Below are 21,955 nucleotides of genomic sequence, written 5' to 3' on the forward strand. Positions count from 1 at the left end.
GCCCGCTGCCGGATTGTGGCCGGCACCCGTCGAGTCGACGCCGGCGGAACCTCCGCCGCTCCGATCGACCTGGTCGGTGCCGGCGTCACTGCCCGGCGATATCGCCGACTTCACCGGCCGGGTCGCACACATCGATTACCTCCGCCGGCTGCTCACCACCGCCGAAGACGACGGCGAGGCGGCGACCGCGCCGGTCATCGCCGCGCTGTCCGGGATGGGCGGCGTCGGCAAGACCGCGCTCGCGGTACGCGTCGCGCACCTGGTCGCCGACGAGTTCCCGGACGGTCAGCTGTACGTCAACCTACGCGGCGCGGAGGCCGTGCCGCTGGACACCGGTCTCGTGCTGGCCCGCTTCCTACGGGCGCTCGGGGTGGACGGGCGGGCAGTGCCACACGACCCGGACGAACGGGCCGAGGTCTACCGCGACCGGCTGGCCGGCCGCAGGGTGCTCGTGGTCCTCGACAACACGCGGTCCGAGGAGCAGATCAGGCCGCTGCTGCCCGGCACGGGCAACTGCGCGGTCCTGGTGACGAGCCGCGCCCGACTGACCGGCATCGAGGGCGCCAGGTTCATCGACCTCGACATGTTCTCCGCCTCGGAGGCCACGCACCTGCTGTGTCAGATCGCCGGACCTGATCGCGTCGCCGCGCAGGCCGCCGACGCCCGGGAGATCGTCGACCTGTGCGCCGGGCTGCCGCTCGCGGTCCGGATCGCCGCGGCGCGGCTCGCCGCCCGGCGTTCCTGGCCACTGGCCACGGTCGCGATCATGCTGCGCGAGCAGAGCCGGCGACTCGATCGGCTGGCCACCGGGGATCTCGCGGTCCGCGCCTCACTCGAGTTGAGCTACCGAGGGCTGGATGTACCGCTGCGACGGCTGTTCCGCCGGCTCGGCCTCTTCGACATGCCGGACTTTCCGTACTGGCTTCCCGCGCTTGTGCTCGGCTGCCCGCCCGAGGAGGCGATCGAGTACGCCGAGGCGTTGGTCGACGCGCAACTGCTCGCCGTGGCCGTCCCCGACGTCGCCGGTCAGCTCCGTTACCGGTTCCACGACCTGGTCCGCCTGTACGCGCGGGAACGCGCGGTCATCGAGGAACCGGAGGAGGACCGACGACGGGTACTCGAACTCGGACTCGGCGGGTGGCTGGCCTTCGCCGAGCGGCTGGCGACCGGAATCCCCGGGCCGTCGTTCGCGGAGATCAGGGGTTCGGCGATCCGGCCGGCGATCGACTGGGCCGACGGCGTGCTGCGGTTGGTAGACCCGGTCCGCTGGTTCGACGCCGAGCGGGTGGCGCTGCTCGCCGCGGTACGCCAGGCGTGCCAGCTCGACCTCGACCCGCTCGCCTTCGACCTGGCCGGCTGCCTGGAGAAGTACTTCGACCTGCGCGGCCTGTACGCCGAATGGGCCAGCACGAACGACGCGGTGCTGGCCACGTGCCAGCGAGCCGGCAACCGGCTCGGCGAGGCCGTCATGCTTCGCGGGCTGATCGACGTGCTGACCTGGGCGCTCGGCGCCCGTGACGGGGTGGCGATGGCCCGGCTGCGCAGCGAGGCGTTCCGGCTGCTCGACATGTTCACCGAACTCCAGCACGAGGCGGGCAGCTCGGACGCCGCGGTGATGTGCTCGTGGGCGATGATCGCTGCGGGTGATTATCGGTCCGCGGTCTCGCTGGCGATCCGGGCGCTCCGCCTCGCCGAGTCGTCCGGGCATCTCGGCGGGCGGGTGCGTGCCTGTCTGGGGCTGGCCGTCGCGAATTTCGAGCAGGCCAGATACGAGCCGGCGGTCCAGTACGCCGCTGCCGCGCTGGAGCATGCCCGCGCGCTCGGGAACCCCCGGTCCGAGGCGACCGCCCTACAGTTCCTCGGAATCGGCTACCAGGGACTCGGCGACCTGGAAACCAGCGAACGGATGCTCGACGACTCGCTGGCGATCACGCGACGTTACCGTGACCACTACACGGAGGTGCTGACCATCCTCGGGCTGGCGCGCGTGTACCTCCGGCGCGGCAACTCACGAGCCCGCGCGGTCGCCGAGTCGGCGATGCTGTTGAGCCGCGAATACAACATGAGCCACCACCTCGCCGAGGCGCTGGAGATCCTGGGCGAGATCGAGTTGGCCGAGGGACATGTGCGGCGGGCGATCGGCCTTCTGGAGGAGTCGGTGGCGCTGTGGCGTACCCGCGGCTGGCACTCGTATCAGGCGAAGGCCCTCACCACCCTGGGACGGGCGTACGCGGGCGTGGACCCCGAGGCGGCACACACCGCGTTCGACGAGGCCCGCCGACTGTTCGCCCGGATGGGGGACGCCGAACGGGCAGCCGACCTGGCGCGGCTCGTCGAGCCGGGCACAATATCGGCGAACGCTCGTTCCGAGGCGGGGTGATTCTCATCTACGGGCGCGACCGCCGGGTGATCCCGCAGCCGGCCCTCGTCGAGAACCGGGCCAGCAGCTGGCCGCCGACGATGCCCTGCGGCACACCGGTCGTGCCGGACGTGGCAGCCAGGTAGATCGCGCTACCCGCTGGGCCGGCCGGTAGCCGTAAGGCGGGCGGCGGGTACCGCGTCGATCACCACGTCGAGCCCTTGTGGACAGATGTACCGCAGTGCGGCCGGGACGTCGCCGGCCGCGGGATCACGCACACCTGTCGCGGCGGTCGCCGACCGCCGCCGCTCGGCCGGCCGCTCGGCCGGATATCCGGCGTGGAGAACGGTAAATCGGCGCCGGCGCGTCTCCGCACCGTACCGTCCGACGTTGTTCGAGTCCGTTCCGAACAGTGCGAGTCGGTTGTTGGGCAGTCGCGCCGGTGATGTACTTCGCCATCGGCAGTTCTGACGACTACCGCCCCTACACATCCGGGTGGTGGCCGTGTATTCCGCTGCGCCGCGGTTAGCGCTGGCGCGCGGGAAAACACGTACCACGTTCGACACGCATGTGGAGCTCGACCGGCGTCGCCGCTCGTGGCTGCAAGCGGTTGAAGTGGCAACAACGACGGGGAAGGGGTTCAGATGATTACAGTGAGCGTTTTCGGCGCGTGCCCGATATATGTACACGGCTTGACCGTCACGTTGGGCGATAAAGGTTTCGCGGTACGTGACGTGACGCGCTCCCCGCTGAGTTCCCGATGGTTTACCGACGTCTTCCTGATCGACCTGGCCACGCTTCAGGACATGACATTGGACGATCTGTTGGCCATGGACGCACCGGCCGCACCCGTCACGGTCCTCGTCGACGACACCAGCGCCGAAAGCATCGACGGTTTCGTCCGGGCGGGCGTCGCCGGAGTCCTCGACCACTGTGCGCCGGTCAACATCGTCGCGGAGGGGCTGCGGGCGGTCGCCGGTGGAAAAAGCTTCATCGGCACCTCGGTCGCCGCTGACATCAGCGGCCGGCCCGGCCCCGGCCCGCAACCCGACGAGCCGGATGCGCTGTCACCAAGGGAGCTTCAGGTGCTCACCCAGATCGCGCGCGGCCTCACCCACCGGCAGGGCGCCCGCGCCCTCGGCATCAGCCAGCACACCTTCGACACGTACATCAAGCGCATCAGGTCGAAGCTCGGGGTCGGGAACAAGGCGGAGCTGACGCGCGCCGCCGTCATGCGCGACCTGGGCCGGGCGAGCTGAGGTGGCCGTTCCTCCCCGTGACACCCTCTCCCCCGACGAACTGCTGACCACCACCCGCAGCGTGCGGCGACGGCTGGATCTGACGCGCCCGGTTCCCGCGGCGCTGATCGACGAATGCATTGCGGTCGCGGTGCAGGCACCGACCGCGCAGAACGCCCAGAACTGGCACTGGATCGTCGTCACCGACGCCGATCTTCGGCGCCAGATCGGCCACTACTACCGGCGGGCATATTACGCGTACCTGGAGGAGGGGGTCCGGGAGCGCCTGGCTGCCGGTACCCACGGCGGCGGCGCCGGCCAGAGTCCCGCCGAGCAGCGGCAGGCACACAGTTCCCGCTACCTCGCCGACCACATGGGCGAAGTGCCGGTGCTGGTCATAGCGGCCATCGACGTCGGCCAGCCCACGCTGCCGCCGGGCAATCAAGCGGGGTTGTGGGGGTCGCTGCTGCCGGCCGCCTGGTCCTACGCGCTGGCGGCTCGGGCACGCGGTCTCGGTACCACGTGGACGATGCTGCACCTACGCCACGAACAGGAGATCGGCCACTTGCTGCGGCTGCCGGAGACCGTGTTCCAGGGCGTACTGCTGCCGACAGCGTATTTCCTCGGCGACACATTCCGGCCCGCCCGGCGCACACCACTCTCCACGGTGATACACCGCGACGGTTGGTGACCGCCTGGTGGCTTTCGGCGCTGCCGACCTGCACCGACCCGGTGTCGGTGCGTACTGCCGGTGGAACACACATGCCGGACACGATCGGTGCGGTGGCACGGGTACGCCGCCGCACCGTCATGGCCCGGCGGGACGGCTTCACCTGGACCCGCTTTCCTCCAGCGCCGGGTCGCGCACGCCGTCCAGTTCCGCCACCACGCCGGCAACCGTCGGACTACCCAGCATCCTCATCAGATCGAGGTCGACGCCGAGGGACGAGTTGATCCGGGCGACGAGGCGGGTTGCCAGGAGGGAATGCCCGCCCAGCTCGAAGAAGTCGTCGTCGAGGGAAACCGACGGGATCCCGAGGATCTCCGCGAAGAGGCTTCCGACAACCCTCTCCCGCAGTGTCGTCGGGGCCCGACCCGTCGACCGGGCGCCGTAGTCGGGGACCGGCAATGCCCGCCGGTCGAGCTTCGCGTTCGGGGTCAGCGGCAACGCGTCCAGCGCCACGAACGCGGCCGGCACCATGTAATCGGGCAACACCCGGGCCAGGTTCGACCGCAGTTGGCTGAGGTCGACGTCGACGCCGCCGACGGTCGCCAGGTATGCGACCAGGCGCTTGTCGCCCGGTGTGTCCTCCCGGACGATCACCGCCGCCTCCGTGACCGACGGATGGGTGCGGATGGCGTTTTCGATCTCCGCCGGTTCGATCCGGAAGCCGCGCAACTTCACCTGGTCGTCGGCGCGCCCGGCGAAGAGCAGGAATCCGTCGCTCGTCCACCGCGCCAGGTCTCCGCTGCGGTACATCCGCTCGCCCGGTGTTCCGAACGGGTTCGGCACGAACCGGGCCGCCGTCATTCCCGCACAGCCGAGGTAACCGCGGCCCAGGTTGGCACCGGCGAGATAGATCTCCCCCAGCATCCCGGGAGGAACCGGATTGAGGTACTCGTCCAGTACGTACACCCGGGAGTTGAACACCGGCCGGCCAATGGTGGGGCGGTCGTACTCGGCGAGCCGGCAGCCGGTCGCCTCCACGCCGAACTCGCTGGGGCCGTAGTAGTTGAACGCGGTGGTGCGCGGCGCCGCGCGGAGGTCGTTCCACAGGGCCTGACCGACCGCCTCGCCGCCGAGCATCAAGGTCCTGGGTGCGTTGTCACCGGCGACCACGCCATGCGCGACGAGCTGCTGCGCGAAGCTGGGTGTGACGTCGAGCTGCCCGACGCCGTGCGCCACGACGTACTCGACCATCCGTGCGGGATCACGTCGGTGCAGCTCATCCAAGAGATGCAACTCGTGTCCGGCGATCATCGCCAGCACGCCTTCCCACGAGGTGTCGAACGACAGCGAGGCCGAGAGCGCCACCCGGAGCCGGTGCCCGGACGTCGCGGGCGGTGGGAAGGTGACCTCGGCGTGGTAGTGCCACAGGTTCGCCACCGCCCGGTGCAGCACCGTCACCCCCTTCGGGCGCCCGGTCGAGCCGGAGGTGTAGATGACGTAGGCCGCGTGGTCCAACCGGAGCGGGGCGCGGTCGGCGTCCGTGGGGTCGTGTTCGGGGCGGGCTCGCTGGTCGTGGTCGGTGACCAGGACCGGGCTGGCCGCCACCCCGTCGACGGCCGCCGCGAGGGACTCGGTCGTCACCAACGCCACCGGCTGTGCGTCGGCAATGACGGCGCGGATGCGGTCGATCGGGAGGCACGGGTCGATCGGCGTGTAGACCCCGCCCGCCTTCCCGACCGCCAGCCAAGCGACGACGGCCTCCGCCGTCCTGGGCAGCGCGACGGTGACCAGCGAATCGGGGCGTACCCCGATGTCGATGAGGTGGTGGGCGAGCCGGTTGGCCCAGGCGTTGAGTTCGCGGTAGCGGAGCCGTACCGCTCCGCTGACCAGCGCGGTAGCGTCCGGAGTCGCCTCCACCCGCTCCTCGAAGATCCTGGTGATCGTCTTGTCGGGTAGCGCCACGCCGGTGTCGTTCCAGGCCCGCAGCAGTTCCTGTTCCGCCGGGGTCCGGACGTCCAGCGTCGTCAGTTCGCGGTCCGGCTCGGTGCCGAGCATGTCCAGCCAGTGGACGAACCGTTCCGCCAGTACCGCGGCCGTCTGCGTGTCGAAGAGGTCGATTGCGTACTCGACGGCTCCGCTGATCCCTTGTGCGGTCCCGTCCGGCGTCGTCCGCTGCCGCATCACGAGGCTCAGATCGGCACGCGCCGCGGTCATCGCGCGCAGCTCGACCTGCGTGTCGACGGCTGGCAGGTCCAGCGCCAGCTCAGCGTCGTGAACCTCGACACCGACCTGGGCCAGCGGGTAGAGGGAACGGGACCGGGCGGGCTTGAGGTCCTCGACAAGCCGCTCGAAGGGCACGTTCTGGTGCACGGCCGCGGCGAGGCTGAAGTCGCGGACCCGGCCGACGAGGTTCCGGAACGTCGGGTTGCCCGACACGTCCACCCGGAGGACCACCACATTGCCGACCAGGCCGACCAGGTCAGCCAGCGCCTCGTCGGTGCGGCCGGCGACCGGGACGCCGAGCGGGACATCCGTGCCGGCACCCAACCTCGACAGCATGGCCGCGACAGCCGCCTGTAGCACCACGGCCAGGGTCGTCCGAGCCTGCTCGCCGATGACCCGCAGCGCCGCGTGGGTACCCGGTGGGATGTCGAAGCGGATCTCCCCGCAACGGTTGTCGGAGGTCGCCGGTCGGGCACGATCGGATGGCAGCGCCAACTCCTCCGGCAGCCCGGCCAGCGTCTCCCGCCAGAAGCGCAGCCCGGCCGCCATCGGGCCGTCCTCGTCCTCGGTGCAATCCAGCAGGTGCCGTCGGCAGAGGCTGAACTGCGTGTACGGCACTGCCGGCGGTGGCAGGGCGGGCACTGCCCCGCGCAGCCGCGCCCGGTACGCCACGCCCAGGTCCCGCAGCAGCGGAGCGATCGACCAGCTGTCGGCGACGATGTGGTGCAGGACCAGCACCAGCACGTGTTCGTCCGGCGCCAGCCGCAGCAACGATGCCCGCACCGGCAGGTCTACGGCCAGGTCGAACGGGGGCGACGCCGCAGCGCGTACCTCGTCGTCGAGCTGCGGCGGAGCGCATTCCACCACTCGCAGCGACAGGGGCCGCTCGGCCGGCGGCAGCACCGTCTGGTGTGGCTCTCCCGCTGCTTCCGTGAACCTGGTCCGGAGGCTTTCGTGCCGGCCGACCACATCCGCCAGGGCCAGCTCCAGAATTGCCACCTCGACTGGCCCGCGCATTCGCACCACGACCGGTAGGTGGTGTGTGGCGCCCGGCCCAGACAGCCGATCCAGATACCACAGCCGCTCCTGGGCGGACGACAACGGGAACACCATCACCCTCCACCGCAGCTCGTGCCGTTCCGAAAGCCAGGCCGGACCAGGAACAAGATATCCAGCTCGATGATCCAGCGACCTGTCGCAGGTTTCTGGGACCCCTCCGGCCGGACACGGCGGCCCCGATCCGTGACAGCCTCTATCACTGAATCTCTTTCAACCTGAACCGCGCGGCGCGTGCGCCCGACTCCACCTGCGACCACGACGGACCGCAAGGGGAGGTTGAAAAGGTTCACCGGCTTCGTCGGTGTCGACCCGGCCCCGCACCGCTCCGCACGACCTGGCGCATCGACCCGAAGCCGTCCGATCCGAGATGCCTGCCACGGAGCTGACGCAGTGTCCGAGACGACAACCGCGCCGCAGCCGGAGATACTCTTCCAGCGCGCCCGGGTTACGCCCCACGACCAGCGGGTCTTCGTCGTCAAGCTCGTCGTCGCGCTGGCCATCACGTTCACCGGGATCGCCTTGGTGCTGGTCGGCAACGCCGTGACGATCGTCGTCGGCATCATCGTGCTGGGTGCCGTCTACACCCACATGGTCGAGCTACAGCATCAGTGCCTGCACCACTCCGCGTTCCTACGGCCCGCACCACACCGGGTGGTGGGCCTCCTCCTGGGGCTGCCGATGCTCGTCTCGTACAGCCATTACCGGGTGCGCCACCTCCAGCACCACCGACACCTCGGCACCGACAGGGACACCGAGTTCTTCGGCTTCGACAGCCGGGGGCCGCTCACCATGGCCACCCTCGTGCACGGGCTGTTCGACTACCGCCGGCTCGTCATCGTCATGGTCGCCAGTTGGCGGAGTTGGAGGGGCAACTGGCGGTACGAGGACGGGCAGATCTCGGAGCGGCTCCGCCGGGACTGCACGGTCGAGTACCGCCTGATCGGCGGCGCGATAGTCGGCGCTGTGCTGGCTCCGGTCGGCGGCCTCGGCGAACTCGTACTGCAACTGTGGGTCGCTCCGCTCCTGCTGGTGGCGGTCCCCCTCCACTTCGCCGTGGAACTCCCCGAACACGTCATGTGCGACGACACCCGGGACGTACTCCGGAACACCCGCTCGATCACCGGCAGTCGACTGAGCACCTGGTTCACCAACGGCAACAACCTGCACATCGAGCACCACGCCGCGATGACCGTGCCACTGCACCGGCTGCCGGAGCGGCACCCGCGGGTCAGGCAGATCGCCAAGTACGTCGAACGCAGCTACTGGTCGTTCTACCGGGAGGTGATCCGGGAGGTAGCCGGTACCCGGCGGCGCCACGCGCGCGAGATCCCCCCGTAGTGCCCGCACATCGCAGGGTCGGACCGACCCCACCGGGGGCTGCTCGCGCGCCCCGCTGACAGCCACGGGAGCAGGTCGCCACCGGATCGATCGTCCGGCGGACGGTCGTCGCGGTCGGAGGATCCTCGGTGCGAGCCGGCGTCATCGGCTCCGGTGCGTACCACGGGCAGCGAGACGGCGCTCCCGCAACGTGCCGATGTTCCGACCGGGCCGCCAGCCCGCCGTGCCGACGGACGCACCGGCCGTGAAGTGCTGGGCCAGCGCGCGCACCGTGGGGTGTTCGAAGAGCAGGGTGACCGGCACGCTGCGGCCGAGTCGCTCCTCCAACCCGACATGCAGGACCGCCATCAGCAGCGAACTGCCGCCCAGGTCGAAGAAGTTCACGGTCACCGCGACCTGGTCGACGCGGAGGACTTCGCACCAGAGCGCGGCGATGGTCCGTTCCATTTCGGACACCGGCGCGGTGTGGCCAGGGTGGCGGACCGGCGGCGGCTCGGGAAGCGCACCCCGATCGACCTTGCCATTGCCGCTCACCGGGATCGCGTCCACGACGACGATCCGCGCCGGCAACACCGGCTCGGGGAGCACCGTGCGGAGGAACGCACGGATCCCTGGTTCGTCCGGCTCCGCGCCTGGCGCCGCGACGACGCCCGCGATGACGACCGGTACGCCCGCCTGCCCGCTCCGGACCGCGGCGACGGCATCCGCCACCGCCGGATGCTCGCGTAGCCGGCGCTCGATCTCCGCCAGTTCGAATCGGACGCCGTTGATCTTCACCTGGTCGTCGGGTCGGCCCAACACGGTCACCGTGCCGTCGGTGCCGTACCGGCCCAGGTCGCCGGTGGCGAACCGACGGTGCCCGGGCACCGGGTCGCCGGTGAAACGGCCAGGATCCGGACCGCGCAGGTAGCCCTCGGCCAGGTATCGGCCGCGGATCACGATCTGCCCGCGCTCGCCGACCGCGGCCGGCCGACCGGCCCCGTCGACAACGAGCAACTGCGTGCCCGGGGCGCCCGCACCAACCGGCGCCGGACCGTCGACAGGCTCGCCGGAGCACCGCTGCGGGACCACGGCCAGCGCGGCGACCTGCGGCGTCTCGGTGGCTCCGTAGGCGTTGACCACGACGGCGTGCGGCGCCCACGAGCGCACCCGCTCGACATCGGATCGTCGCATCGTGTCACCGCCGAGCACGATCAGCCGGGCCGCCGACGTCGGCGCGCCCCGCGGCCGGGCCAGGAGTCTGGCCAGCGGTGGGGTCAGGTGCACTACGGTGACCCGCTGGTCGGCGAGCCACCGACGCAGGGCGGCCGGGGCCAGCAGGAGTTCTCCGGGAGGCACGCACGCGGTTCCCCCCACCCACAGCGGGGTCAACAGGTCACGCAGCAGTGGATCGTGGGCCAGACCGGACAGGACCGCGAACCGGTCGCCGGGTCCGAGGTCGAACCGGTCGACGTACCAGCGCAGGAAGTGGGCGACCGGGGTGGCGCCGCCGACGATGCCCTGCGGTACGCCGGTCGTGCCCGAGGTGAAGGCCACGTACATCGCCGGATCGGCGGGGGCCGGCCCCGGGCTGCCGTCGACCGGCGCCGCCCCGTCCGCCACGTCCAGCCACTGCGGGCAGACCCGCCGCACCGCCGACGGGAGGTCACCGGCCGCGGGATCACGCACACCGGTCCGGGCATCCACCTGCCGCAGCTGCTCGGCAAGCCGCTCGGCGGGGTACCCGGCGTCGAGAACGGTGAATGCGGCACCGGCGGCCATGATGCCCAGGAGCGCAGGAACCAACGCCGGCGTTCGGGCGGCGAACACCGGGACCACGTCGCCCGGTCCGACGCCGGCGGCGAGCAGCCTGCCGGCCAGCTCGACGGCACGGTCGTACACGTCGGCGTAGCTCAGGTCACCGCCACCACCGGTCACCGCCGTCCGGCCGGGACAGCGTTCCCGGACCGACCACAGGGTCGCCAGCAACGGCGGTGCCGGGTCGGGCGCCAGGTCCAGGGCCTCGTCGGGTAGCGCCCTCCGGCTCGCCGGTGTCCGCACGTCGTGCTGGCCGACGGGTACGTCCGGGTGGGTGCAGACCGCGTCGAGCAGCAACAGGTACTGGTCCGTTAGCTCGGCGGCGTGCCCCGCGTCGATCACACCGGTGTCGTGTACCAGCCGCAGCCGGTAGCCGTCCGGCTCCTCGGTGAGATAGACGTTCAGGTCGAAGAGGGCACCGGTTGCCGGCGGCTGCGCGAACTCGGTGTGCAGACCCGTCATCTCCGGCGCCGCTGTCGGCGAACCGAGCAGGTTGAACCAGGCCCGGAACAGCGGGCTGCGGCGCGGGTTCCCGCCGAGACCGAGATCCACGACGATCCGGTCGAACGGCGCCTCGGAGTGGGCCACCCCGGCCCCGACGGCCTGGCCGACCCGTCGCACCGCGCTGGTGAACGTCATCTCCCCGGGGATGCGGAGCCGCAACGGCAGCGTGGTGACGAAGAAGCCGACGACGAGGTCGAGCTCTTCGCGATCGCGGGCGGCGTGCGGCACGCCCACCACCAGGTCCGGCCGCCCCGACCAGCGACCGAGCAACGCGGCGAACGCGGTGAGCAGCACCGTGTACTCGGTTGTCCGGTGGCCGCTGGCAGTGGCCCGGATCCGTGCGGTCAGCGCCTCGGAGAGCCGCCGGGAAACCTCGCCCAGGGACCCGCCGCCCGGGCCCTCCGGGTCGGGCAGATCCAGCGGCGGCGGCAGGTCCGACAGGTGCTCACGCCAGTATTCAAGATCCGCGTCGACCGTCCCGTCGGCCAACCGTCGCGCCTGCCAGGCCGCGACGGCGGCGAAGCTGACCGGCAGTGCCGGCAGGTCCGGTGCCGCTCCGGCCACCAGTGCGGAGTACACCTGGCCCAGCTCGCGAACGAGGACGCGTTCGGACCAGCCGTCGAAGACGATGTGGTGCACGACGATCAGCAACTCGTGGCGATCGGGAGCGTGGCGCAGCAACGCCACCCGGATCGGCGGCCCGGCGGTGAGGTCGAAGGGTACTCGGATCCGTTCCTCGACGAGGTCGGCGGCGGATCGGTCGGCGACCTCGACCAGCTCGACCTGGAGCGGCCCGGACTGGACAGCGTGTTGCCGCGGAGCGCCGTCGCTGCCGGCGGTGATCCTCGTCCGCAGCGCGTCGTGGCGCTCGACCAGCAGGGCGAGGGCACGGTTGAGGAGGTCGCGGTCCAGAGAGCCGGTCAGGCGCACCAGGGCCGGAATGTGGTACGCCGGATTGTCGGGCTCAAGCCGGTGAAGAAGCCAGATCCGTCGCTGCAACGGGGAGAGCGGCGTCGCCCTGCCCGGAGGCCCGGCGGTTTCCTTCGGCACGGCGCTGGCGATTCCGCCGACGGTGGGCGCGGCGAACACCTCGGCGTCCGACACGTCGGTGCGCAGCGCCGCGCGGACGGCAGCCGCGAGCCGCGTCGCCGTGATCCAGCTGCCACCGGCGTCGAAGAGGTCCTCGTCGTCGGTACCGGGCGGCTGACCCAGCAGCTCTCCCCAGAGCGCCCCGATCACGGCGGCTGGGGAGGTGTCGCCCAGGTCCACGCTGGACTGTCGGACCAGCTCCTGTCGATCGAGCCCGCCGCCGGGGGTGGCCGGCAGCCGATCCCAGAGCCGCACCGCGACCGGCACCATCGCCGGGGGTAGCGTCGCCGCGGCGTGGTCCCGCAGCCGCTGTTCGAGCCCTTCCTTCGCGCCGACCGGAACGACGTGTGCGACCAGCACGGCGTCACCGGTTCGCCGCACCAACACCGTCGCGACGGACGAGACACCGCGATGGCGGGCCAAGGTCGCCTCCACCGCGCGCAGCGATCCTCGTACCCCGCGAATCTCGATCTCGTCGTCGGCGCGGCCGACAGAGACCAGGGCGCCGTCGGGCCGCTGCCGGACGAGGGCGCCGGTCCGGTACATCCGCTCGCCCGGCGGTCCTTCGGGGCACGGGACAAACCGCTCCGCCGTGGCGACCGGATGCCCGTGGTACCCGCGGGCGGCCGTCGGGCCGGCGAGATACAGCTCGCCGGTACGACCAGCGGGAACCGGCCGCAGATCCGCGTCGAGCACGAGGGCCCGGACGCCGGGGAACGGGCGGCCGATCGGCACTCGGTCGCCGTCAGGCTCGCCGGCCGTGACGTCATGGGACAGGTTCTCGACCGCCGTCTCGGCGGTGCCGTAGACGTTGTGCAGCCGAGCGTCGGGCGCCACCCGCAGCAGCCGCAACGACTGCGCCACCGGCCAGTCCTCGCCCCTCACCAGGATCTGCCGCAGCGGGATGGTGCGGCCGGTCCGCTCCGCGTGGTCGACCAGTGGGCGCAGCACGGTGGGGGTGAAGACGGCGTGCTGCGCGCCGGTCCGCTCGATCAGGTCGAGCAGCCGCGGCGGATCCAGCACCTGGTGGGTGTCACAGAGGACCAGCCGCCCACCGGATCCCAGCGCCCTCACCAGGTCGCCGACGTAGACCTCGAACGACGGCGTCGCCACGCAGAGGTAACCGCCCTCCCGGTGGCCGGGGTCGGACCGAAGGGCGACGGAGTCGACGGCGGCCAGGATCGCCCGGTGTGGCACGGCGACCGGTCTGGACTCCCCGGCCGTTCCGAGGGTCGGCACGAGATAGGCGAGGTGGTCCGGTGTCATCGGCACGGCTGGCGGGTGCACCGGTTCGGCCGCGAGTTCCGCCCGGTCGACATCCAGCAGCACCGTCGCCGCGCACCGGTCCGCGTACGGCAGCACCGCAGCGGCCGTCCCGACCAGGGCGCGGGCGCTGGCGGCGGCCAGCATCGCCGCTACCCGCACCGGCCGGGTCCGTGGGTCGATCGGTAGGTAGACCCCGCCCGCCGACCAGATGCCGAGGGCGGCGACCGGCCCGTCGGCGCTGTCCCGGTCGACGATCACGGCGACGACGTCCTCGGTACCGACGCCGAGGCGCCGCAGGCGGTGCGCCAACTGGTTCGCGCGGATCCCCAACTCGCGGTAGGCCAGTGCCCCGGCCGTGCCGACCACGGCCACGGCGTCGGGGCGCGCCACGGCGTGCTGCGCGATCCGTTGGTGGACCAGGTGCGCCACAGCCGGGTCCCAGGTCATCCGCGATGCTCCGCTCTCGATCACCGGCCCGTTCGGCACCGCCACCTCCCTGCCGACCACATCCTCCCGGTGCCTCCGATGCCGTACACGTCCCTGAAAACGAGTACCGCGCCGCGCCCCGAGCTGGCGGCGGGCCACCCCAGGGTGCGGCGGACCATCGCGGTGCTGGCGGGTTCATCACCGCCGTCCCGAGTTCTGGCGACAGGGGCGGGCGACGGCGCGGCCGTAGCATCCGGGAAGACGTAGGACACCGCGCCGCCGCGCGTTCATGGCACGTCTCCTGCCCGGGATCGTGCTCACCAGTCACAGACCTTGGAACGCGGCCTGGCCTCCGCCAACCGAGCGCCGACATGCCCGCCGGTTGGCGGCGCGGGGTCCCGGTGCTCTCCCGAGGAGTTGATTGTGTTCGACGACGAGGACCGCACGTTCCAGGTCGTGGTCAATGACGAGGAGCAGTACTCGATCTGGCCCGCCGACCGCGAGATACCGGCCGGTTGGCGGTCGTCCGGGCCGAGCGGGCCGAAGGCCGAGTGCTTGACGTACATCGACGAGGTGTGGACCGACCTGCGGCCACTGAGCCTGCGCGCCGGAATGGCTGCCGGAGACTGCGCCGCGGATTGAGCGCGTCGAGGGGCACCTCGACAGGACCGCGCCTACGCCACGGACGCGAGATCGGCCACCGCTAGCGGCCGTCGGTGCTGCCCACCGGCACGGACTCGGCGGCGGGCCCGCCCGCTGGGGTGGCAACGGACCGCAGCGACTCCGCGAGGCGCACCGCGATCTCCGCGTTCCGGATGTCCGCCTCCGCGCGTGGCGCCTGAAGGATCAGTGTGGTGATGCCCATGTCGAGGTAGCGGGCGAACGTCCGAGCCACCTCAGCATGGCTGCCGACGAGGTACGGGCAGTACTCCCGGCCCGACCGGAGTGGATACAGCCAGTAGCAGTCGTCCGTGCTGAGCCGGGTTTCGGCGTCCGCCTGGAGCCTCCGGTACCAGTGTGAATCGGTGGAGCGGGAGGCTATCCGCGCCAGCCGTTCGGCCACCGGATCCTTCGGGCAGCGTTCGTGGGCGACCCGCCACGCCTCCTCACCGGTGTCCCGGGCGATGATCCCCACCCGGATGCCGGCGCCGGCGAGCGCCGACGACCCGGGTTCGTACTCGCTCAACGCACGCGGATACGTGAGCCGCACGACGCCGAGTTCGCGGGCCGCCCGATGACATGCCTCCGACGCACCCGCCACGAAGATCCGGGGCATCAGGTCGGCCGGCAACGCGGGTCTCAGCAGGGCCTCCGGCATGTCGTAGTGGCGTCCGGCGTGGCTCATCGGCTCCTGGTCGACCAACAGTGCGGTGATGATCCTGCCGTACTCGACGAGCTGGTCGTACCGCTCGTCGTGGTCCAGCCGGCAGCCGAGGGCGCGCAGGTGATCCGGGTGGCCGCCGGTCACCAGGTTGAGGTCGACCGGCCGGCCGTACAGGAAGCTCATGGTGCTGACCAGGCGGGCGGCGGTGAACGGGTGCATGTACACCGGCTGTGCGGCCACCAACGGCACGAGCCGCTCGGTGCGTTCCAGGAGGAACTGGCCGAGGGCCCACGGATCGCCGGCATGGTGGTCGGTGAAGATCAGCAGGCCCCGGCACGCCGAGGCTTCCGCCCACCGCGCCACCTCCAGCGCCCGCTCCCGGTAATGCGTGGGGGACGGCTCGTCCGCCCGCGGGCTCGTCGCGTACAGCTCCAGCACTGAACCGCTACCTTCCCGGAGTCGGTGACGGCTGGCAGAAGTCGCCGAGTACGGCCGCACGGGTGAGGTCGGCCTTGTTGCCCAGCGCGAGCTTTGCCCGGATGCGCTTGACGTAGGTGTCGACGGTGTGGCCGCTGATCCCGAGCAACCGGGCGATCTGACTGTGGGTGAGGCCGCGGGCGATGTGACGTAGCACCTGTCGTTCCCTCGGGGACAGCGCCGGCCGTTCGGCGTCGGACGCGGTCCCGAAATGGTGACCGCCCTTGACGACGACCCGCGTCGCCTCGCGTACGGCGTCCGGGGCGGCGGCGCGACCCACGAATCCCGCGACACCCGCCCGCAGGTACCGTGCCACGTCCTCGTCGGCGGCGGCCGGAAGCGTCAGCAGCACTGGCGCCACCCGGGCCGACCGGTGGGTGAACTCCTCCACCGTGGTGCCCCGCAACGCCTGCGGGTCGGCCACCACCACGTCGGTACGCCACGAGGGCGCGTCGGTGGCGGTGCCCTGCGCGCCGGAAACGGTGAACCCGTCGCGGCTGAAGATGTCCACCAGGCCCGCGAGGAAAATGGGACTGCGTTCAACAACGTGAACTCGGATCACCATGGCCCCCGGTCGCTCACTTTCCTGGTGTTTCACTTTCCTGGTACTCACTTGACGCAGATGCGAAAACGAACGTAGGTCAACCCTCCGGGCCGTCGCTGCCGCCAGTTCTGGGGACAGCGACGCCGGTCGACGAAATGAGGTGACCTCGTCGACCGGGAAATCCCGTCGAAGGTTCATCCCTCCGATTCGGCCAGCATTGCCAGCAGCCCGCCGAACGTCCTCCGCTCCAGCAGCAGACCGATGCTGAGCCGCACCCCGAACACCGCCCGGATCTGGGCCATCAACTCGACCGCGGCGAGCGAGTTCCCACCGGCGTCGAAGAAATCCTCGTCGTCGCCGGTCGGCGGAGTACCGAGGATCTGCGCCCACAGATCGCGCAGTCGTACGTCGGGGTCGGCCTGGGACGCCGGGATGGCCGGGGAGGCGGTCACGCCCACCGTCGCCGGTGGCGCACTCACCGCCGACGGGAGGACTGATGGCTCCGCCACGGTCGGTTCCAGTACGGCGCCCAGCGGGACCGGTCGGCCATCCTCGTACGGCCGTACCAACACCACTCCGGAGGCGCGGGCGGAGAGCAACCGCCACAGCAGGCGTACGCCCTCGTCGGGGTCGAGCCCGCTGGCCGGTGCCGGCTCCTGGTGGCCCGGCGGCGCCGTGGCCGCGCCGGACGGCGGGGCCTGCCGGTCCCAGCCGTCGGTGAAGTCGGTACGCCGCATCGTGAAGCCCTGCACCGAAGCGAGGACGGTGCCGTCTTCGGCGATCAGGTCGACGTCGCCGAGCGCGGTGTCGGCATCGGCGGGCCGACGCCGCGCGTGTCCGTACAGCCGTCCGGGTAGGTTCCGGTAGAGCACCAGCCGCCGGTAGACGAAGGGTACGAACGACGTCTGCTCCGGGGTGCGGATCGCCGCGGTCGCGGTGTCCAACAGTGCGGGATGTAGCCGGTGCTCGGTCAGGTCGGACGCGAACGCCGGGGACAGCTCCAGCCGGAGAAGGTGTTCTTCGGTCGACCGCCACGCCTCGGCGGTGTTGTGCCAGCGCGGCCCGAGCTGGAACGGACGTGGGCCACCACCGGCGGAACCGCCGGCGGGTCCGGCTGCCTCGATGCGGTGCCGGATCGCGTCGACGTCGACCCGCCGGTCGTCGACCTGTTCGGCCTCGGTGCTGGTGGCGACCCGGCCGGTGACGTGCTCGGTCCACTCCCCTACCGGGTCGGCCACCGGACGTGACGCGACGGCGAAGTCGTGCGCGTCCGCGCCGTCGGGCGCGGGTTGCAGCGTGAGGCGTACCTCCCGCCGTTTCTGGTCGTACAGTGGTGCCCGGAAGACCACGTCGGTCAGTTCCACCACGCACGCCGGGTCGCCGGCGCGCTCGGTCACGACGGTGACGACCAGGTCGAGATATCCGGTCCCGGGCATGAGCGGTTTGCGCGCCACCCGGTGCTCGTCGAGGACCCAGTGGGTGGCCGCGCCGACCTCACCGGCCCAGACGATCTCGGCTGCCGGCGGCAACGGTGCGGCGTGCCGGGTACCGACGGTGGCACCGGCGGCCAGTGCGGCGACGGTACGTGACAGCCGCATCAGGTCCGGGCCGTCCGGATCGACCATGCCGGCGCCCTGCCAGACCGGCCAGTCGATGCTGAGCACCCGGCCGTCGGCGAGCGGCGAGACCGCCGCGGTCGCATCGAGGAAACAGTTCGCCGCGGCGTAGTCGGCGCCACCGACCAGGCCCTCCGCGCCGGCCCGGCTCGCGAAGAACACCGCGAAGTCCAGTGGTGGGCGGGTCGTGAAGACTTCGGTGAGGGCGACGGTGCCGAACGTCTTCGGCCGGAGTACGGCCACGGCGTCGGCCGGCTTCCGGAACGCGACCATCCGGTCGCCCGGTACGCCGGCGAGGTGGAACAGGCCGGCCACCGGACCGTACCGGGTGGTCACGGCGTCGACCACCGCGGCGAGGGCGGCGGCGTCGGAGACGTCGGCGCCCATCGTCAGCACCTCGGCGCCCTGCGCACGCAGCTCGGCCACGGCGTCGCGGGCCTGCCCGGTGGCCGGGTCGTCGACGGCTCCGGCGGTGGGGTCATGTCGTCCGACCAGCACGAGACGCGGGCGCAGACCGGTGCGGGCGAGGCCGAACGCCACCGCCGTGCCGAGACCACCGAAACCGCCGGTGATCAGGTACACGCCCTGTTCCCGGATGACCTCCCGGTCGGCCGTCGGCACGGTGAGCGGTCGTTCGACGGGCAGCCATCGCTGCCGGCCGCGCAGCGCCACCACCGGTGTGGCGCGGTCGACCCGCAGTTCCTCGGCCACCTCGGCGGCGGGTACCCGGGCACCGACGTCGATGACCCGTGCGGTCAGGCCGGGCGCCTCGCCACCGAGGGTACGCACCAACCCCAGCGCGGTCGCCTTCGCGGGAACGACCGGGTCGCTGCCGGACACGTCGACAGCCCCCGCCGTGATCACGACGAGACGTGGCGGTGTGCGCCCGGGCGGGTGGCGCAACGCGCCCTGAGCGAGTGCCAGCAGGCTGCTGAACGCGACGTCCAGCTGGCCCGGCAGGGTGCCGGACGTCGCTTCCGGCATCGGGTCGAGCGCCGCGGCGTGCACCAGGACGTCGGGGTACCCGCCCCGCTCGGCGAGCGTCGACAGCACCCGGTCCAGGTCGTCGTGCCGGCCGATGTCCACGGTGAACTCACCCGCCCGCTCGGCGTACCCGGTGCCGGGCCGTACCCGGACGACCCGCAGGCCGGCGCGTTGCGTGGCGAGCAGCACGGCCATGGCCGCGTCTCCGGAAGCGGGCAGGAGCACCAGGGCGGTACCGCCGGCCGGGAGCGGTGCCGCTGGCCGCTCCTGCGGACTCCACCCCAGCACGCTGAAGGGGACGGCCTCGGCGGTGGAGTGCGAGGACTCGGCCGCCGGCCCGTGCTCGACCGCCCCGACCGGCTCGGCTTCGACGACCGGGGCTGGCGGGGCCACCCGTGCACGCCGGTCGACCCAGTACCGCCTGCGTCGGTACGGGTAGCCGGGCAGGGCGGCGCGGCGCATCGGGCTCGGCTGCCCCGCGGCGGCCCAGTCGATCGGCACCCCGCGCACCCACAACCGGGTGGCTGCCGTCAACGCCCCCGCGACCGAGTCCTCGGACAGGGTCACCGCGACGGCCCGGCCCTGCCTGGCCAGCGCGGGATGGGTACGCGCCAGCCCGGTGAGGGTGTTGCCGTGCCCGGACTCCAGCAGGGTGTGTTCACCCTCGGCCAGCAACCGCTCCATCGCCGGCCAGAACCGGACCGGGTGGAGCAGTTGATCGGTCCAGAACGCCGGGTCGGTCGCCTCCTCGGCGGTGACCGAGCGACCGGTCCGCGCGCTGATCAGCCGCAGCCGGGGCGCGCGTGGCCGCACGTCGGCGAAGGCGGTACGCCACCGTGTGACGGCGGCGGCCCACCCCGGGTGGTGGAACGCGTGGGCGGTGGGAAGCATCCGGGACCGGATGTCCCGCCCCAGCAGCGCCGTACGGAGCTTCTCCAGCGCCTCGGTGGGTCCGGAGAGGACGGTCTGCCGTGGCCTGTTGATCGCGGCGACCACGACCTCACCGGACGCTCCGTCGGCCAGCAGCTCCGTCATGGCGTCGACCGGGGCGGCGACGGCGAGCATGCCACCTTCGCACGGGTGCGCGGCCATCGCCGCGGCGCGGGCGCCGACGATCCGTGCCGCGTCCGGCAGGTCGAACACGCCGGCGACGGTGGCCGCGACGAGTTCGCCGAGGCTGTGGCCCAGCACGGTGGCGGGTGCGGCACCCAGGCCGGTCCACATGGCCGCCATCGAGTATTCGACGGCGAACAGCAGCGGCTGGACGACGGTCGGATCCGGCGGCAACACCGCACCCGTGGTCCAGGTGTCGTACAGCTCGACGCCGTCCTTCTCGAACAGCTCCAGGCACTCGTCCATCGCCACGGTGAAGGCGCGTACCGTGCCGTACAGCCCCGTCGCCATCCCGGGCCGTTCACTGCCCTGGCCGGGGAACAGCAGTGTCGTCGCGGCGTCGTCGGCGACCTGCCCGGTCGCCACCCGACGACGGTCGCCGCGCAATCCGGCCGCGGCCTCGGCGGCGGTGGCGGCGACGAGGCCGGCACGTACCGGATGGTGGGTACGGCCGTGCTGCAAGGTCGCCGCCGCGTCGGCGAACCCGATCTCGCCGCACCTGTCGAGGTACCCGCCCAGCCGGTCGGCGAGTTCGGCGACACCTCCCTCGTCGCGCGCCGACCAGATCAGCGCTCGCGGCTCGCCGGTGACGGGCTGCTCCAGCGGCGCCGGGCCCTCCGCGAGCACCAGGTGGGCGTTCGTACCGCCGACGCCGAGGGAGCTGACCGCCGCGACCCGGGGCCGGTCGGGCCGGCGCGGCCACGGCCGCAGCGCGGTGGCCACCTCGAACGGCGTCTTGTCCAGCTCCAGCCGGGGGTTGACGGCCGCCACGTTGATGGTCGGCACGATCGCCCCGTGCTCCAGCATGAGGACCGTCTTGATCAACGACGCCACCCCGGCGGCGGCCGACAGGTGCCCGATGTTCGACTTCACCGACCCGATCGCGATGCTGGCCGGTGGCAGCGGCTCGGCCACCAGGGTGGTGTACGCGTCGGTGAGTGCCGCCACCTCGACCGGGTCACCGAGGGCGGTGCCGGTGGCGTGCGCCTCGACGTGCCCGATCTCGGACGGGTCGGTCGCCGCGAGCGCCATCGCCTCCACGATCGCGGCGGTCTGCCCGGTGACGCTGGGTGCGCTGTAGCTGACCTTGTCGGCGCCGTCGTTGTTGACCACGCTGGCCCGGATGACGGCGCGGATGTTGTCCCCGGCGGCGATCGCGTCGGTGAGGCGTTTGAGCGCCACCACACCGGCGCCGCTGCCGAAGATGGTGCCGTTGCCGGACGCGTCGAACGGTCGGCAGTGCCCGTCCGGGGTGTACACCCCGCCGGGTGTCCACACGTGACCGTGGCCGAGCGGCAGGTCGACCACCGCCCCACCGGCGATCGCCATGTCACACTCCCCGGACCGCAGCGACTCGCTCGCCAGATGTACCGCGACCAGCGAGCTGGAGCAGGCGGTGTGCACCGAGACGCCCGGCCCCCGCAGCGCCAGCTTGTGATTGACCCGGGTGGCGAAGTAGTCGATGAAGTTGAAGGTCGCGGCGAACAGTCCGGGGGCGCCGGGATAGCCGAGCAGATGGTGGTAGTAGTAGTCCGGCGGACCGGAGGTGCCGAACACGCCGACGCCTTCTTCGATGTGGAACGCGTCGTACCCGGCGTTCTCCAGCGCGGCGTGGCACAGTTCCAGGAACAGCCGGAGCTGCGGGTCGGCGATCTCGGCCTCGTTCGTGGACATCCCGAACAGGTCCGCGTCGAACAGGTCCGGGTCGTCGATCGCCGGTGCGGCGGCGACGTAGTCGGGGTTGGTCACGTCAGCTTCGGGGACCCCGGCGGCCCGGAGCTCGTCGGGGGTGAAGAAGGTGATCGACTCCCGGCCCTCGATCAGGTTGCGCCAGAACTGGTCGACGTCGCGTGCGCCGGGCAGGCGGCATGCCATGCCGACCACCGCGATCGGTTCGACGGAATGCGTTGGCGTGGAAGCTGCCACCA

At 71.8% G+C, this 21,955-nt stretch carries 10 protein-coding genes; 5 read left to right on the forward strand and 5 right to left on the reverse strand.

Annotated elements, in window-relative coordinates:
• Positions 1 to 76: 76 nt before the first annotated feature.
• The 3 genes from Pma05_RS05005 (at position 77) to Pma05_RS05015 (ending at position 4,288) form a co-directional block, all read left to right on the forward strand.
• Entirely contained in the window at positions 77 to 2,380 is a 2,304-nt protein-coding gene (locus tag Pma05_RS05005) for a tetratricopeptide repeat protein (RefSeq protein WP_203856073.1), read from the forward strand.
• Between the two features lie 632 nt (positions 2,381 to 3,012).
• Positions 3,013 to 3,618 carry a response regulator transcription factor gene (locus tag Pma05_RS05010; RefSeq protein WP_203856074.1) on the forward strand — a complete coding sequence of 202 codons (606 nt, stop codon included), beginning with the start codon at positions 3,013 to 3,015 and terminating at the stop codon, positions 3,616 to 3,618.
• A gap of 61 nt (positions 3,619 to 3,679) precedes the next feature.
• Positions 3,680 to 4,288 (forward strand): nitroreductase family protein, encoded by a 609-nt coding sequence (locus Pma05_RS05015; protein ID WP_239311700.1) that lies wholly within the window; start codon positions 3,680 to 3,682, stop codon positions 4,286 to 4,288.
• Positions 4,289 to 4,426: 138 nt separating this feature from the next.
• On the opposite strand, the gene Pma05_RS05020 is transcribed toward Pma05_RS05015, so the two are convergent.
• Positions 4,427 to 7,603: a non-ribosomal peptide synthetase gene (locus tag Pma05_RS05020; RefSeq protein ID WP_203856076.1), complete on the reverse strand. Its 3,177-nt coding sequence runs from the start codon at positions 7,601 to 7,603 to the stop codon at positions 4,427 to 4,429.
• 336 nt (positions 7,604 to 7,939) lie between these two features.
• On the opposite strand from Pma05_RS05020, the gene Pma05_RS05025 reads away from it, so the two are divergent.
• The gene (locus tag Pma05_RS05025) at positions 7,940 to 8,887 is read left to right on the forward strand and encodes a fatty acid desaturase family protein (RefSeq protein ID WP_203856077.1); all 948 of its coding nucleotides are present in this window, start codon (positions 7,940 to 7,942) and stop codon (positions 8,885 to 8,887) included.
• A 141-nt stretch (positions 8,888 to 9,028) separates the two neighbouring features.
• On the opposite strand, the gene Pma05_RS05030 is transcribed toward Pma05_RS05025, so the two are convergent.
• Entirely contained in the window at positions 9,029 to 14,029 is a 5,001-nt protein-coding gene (locus Pma05_RS05030; protein WP_203856078.1) for an AMP-binding protein, read from the reverse strand.
• Positions 14,030 to 14,392: 363 nt separating this feature from the next.
• Here Pma05_RS05030 and Pma05_RS05035 point away from each other — a divergent pair, with 363 nt between their 5' ends.
• Positions 14,393 to 14,611, forward strand: coding sequence for an MbtH family protein (locus Pma05_RS05035; RefSeq protein ID WP_203856079.1), 219 nt, complete (start codon positions 14,393 to 14,395; stop codon positions 14,609 to 14,611).
• Positions 14,612 to 14,672: 61 nt separating this feature from the next.
• Here the strand turns inward: Pma05_RS05035 and Pma05_RS05040 are convergent, their stop codons facing one another.
• The 3 genes from Pma05_RS05040 to Pma05_RS05050 all read right to left on the reverse strand — a co-directional run bounded on the left by Pma05_RS05040 (position 14,673) and on the right by Pma05_RS05050 (position 21,953).
• A complete protein-coding gene (locus Pma05_RS05040; protein WP_203856080.1) occupies positions 14,673 to 15,731 on the reverse strand; it encodes an LLM class flavin-dependent oxidoreductase in 1,059 nt (352 codons plus the stop codon).
• A gap of 7 nt (positions 15,732 to 15,738) precedes the next feature.
• On the reverse strand, positions 15,739 to 16,281 hold the full coding sequence (locus Pma05_RS05045; RefSeq protein WP_203856081.1) for a helix-turn-helix transcriptional regulator: 543 nt from the start codon (positions 16,279 to 16,281) through the stop codon (positions 15,739 to 15,741).
• A gap of 227 nt (positions 16,282 to 16,508) precedes the next feature.
• Positions 16,509 to 21,953, reverse strand: a complete 5,445-nt coding sequence (locus tag Pma05_RS05050; protein ID WP_203856082.1) for a type I polyketide synthase — start codon at positions 21,951 to 21,953, stop codon at positions 16,509 to 16,511.
• Positions 21,954 to 21,955: the final 2 nt, after the last annotated feature.

Origin of the sequence: Plantactinospora mayteni (assembly GCF_016862935.1) — a bacterium.
Taxonomy (GTDB): Bacteria; Actinomycetota; Actinomycetes; order Mycobacteriales; family Micromonosporaceae; genus Plantactinospora; species Plantactinospora mayteni.

Coding starts and splice junctions, on each gene's coding strand:
- Pma05_RS05020 (WP_203856076.1), bottom strand. CDS start 7,603: ATGGTGTTCCCGTTGTCGTCCGCCCAGGAGCGGCTGTGGTATCTGGAT.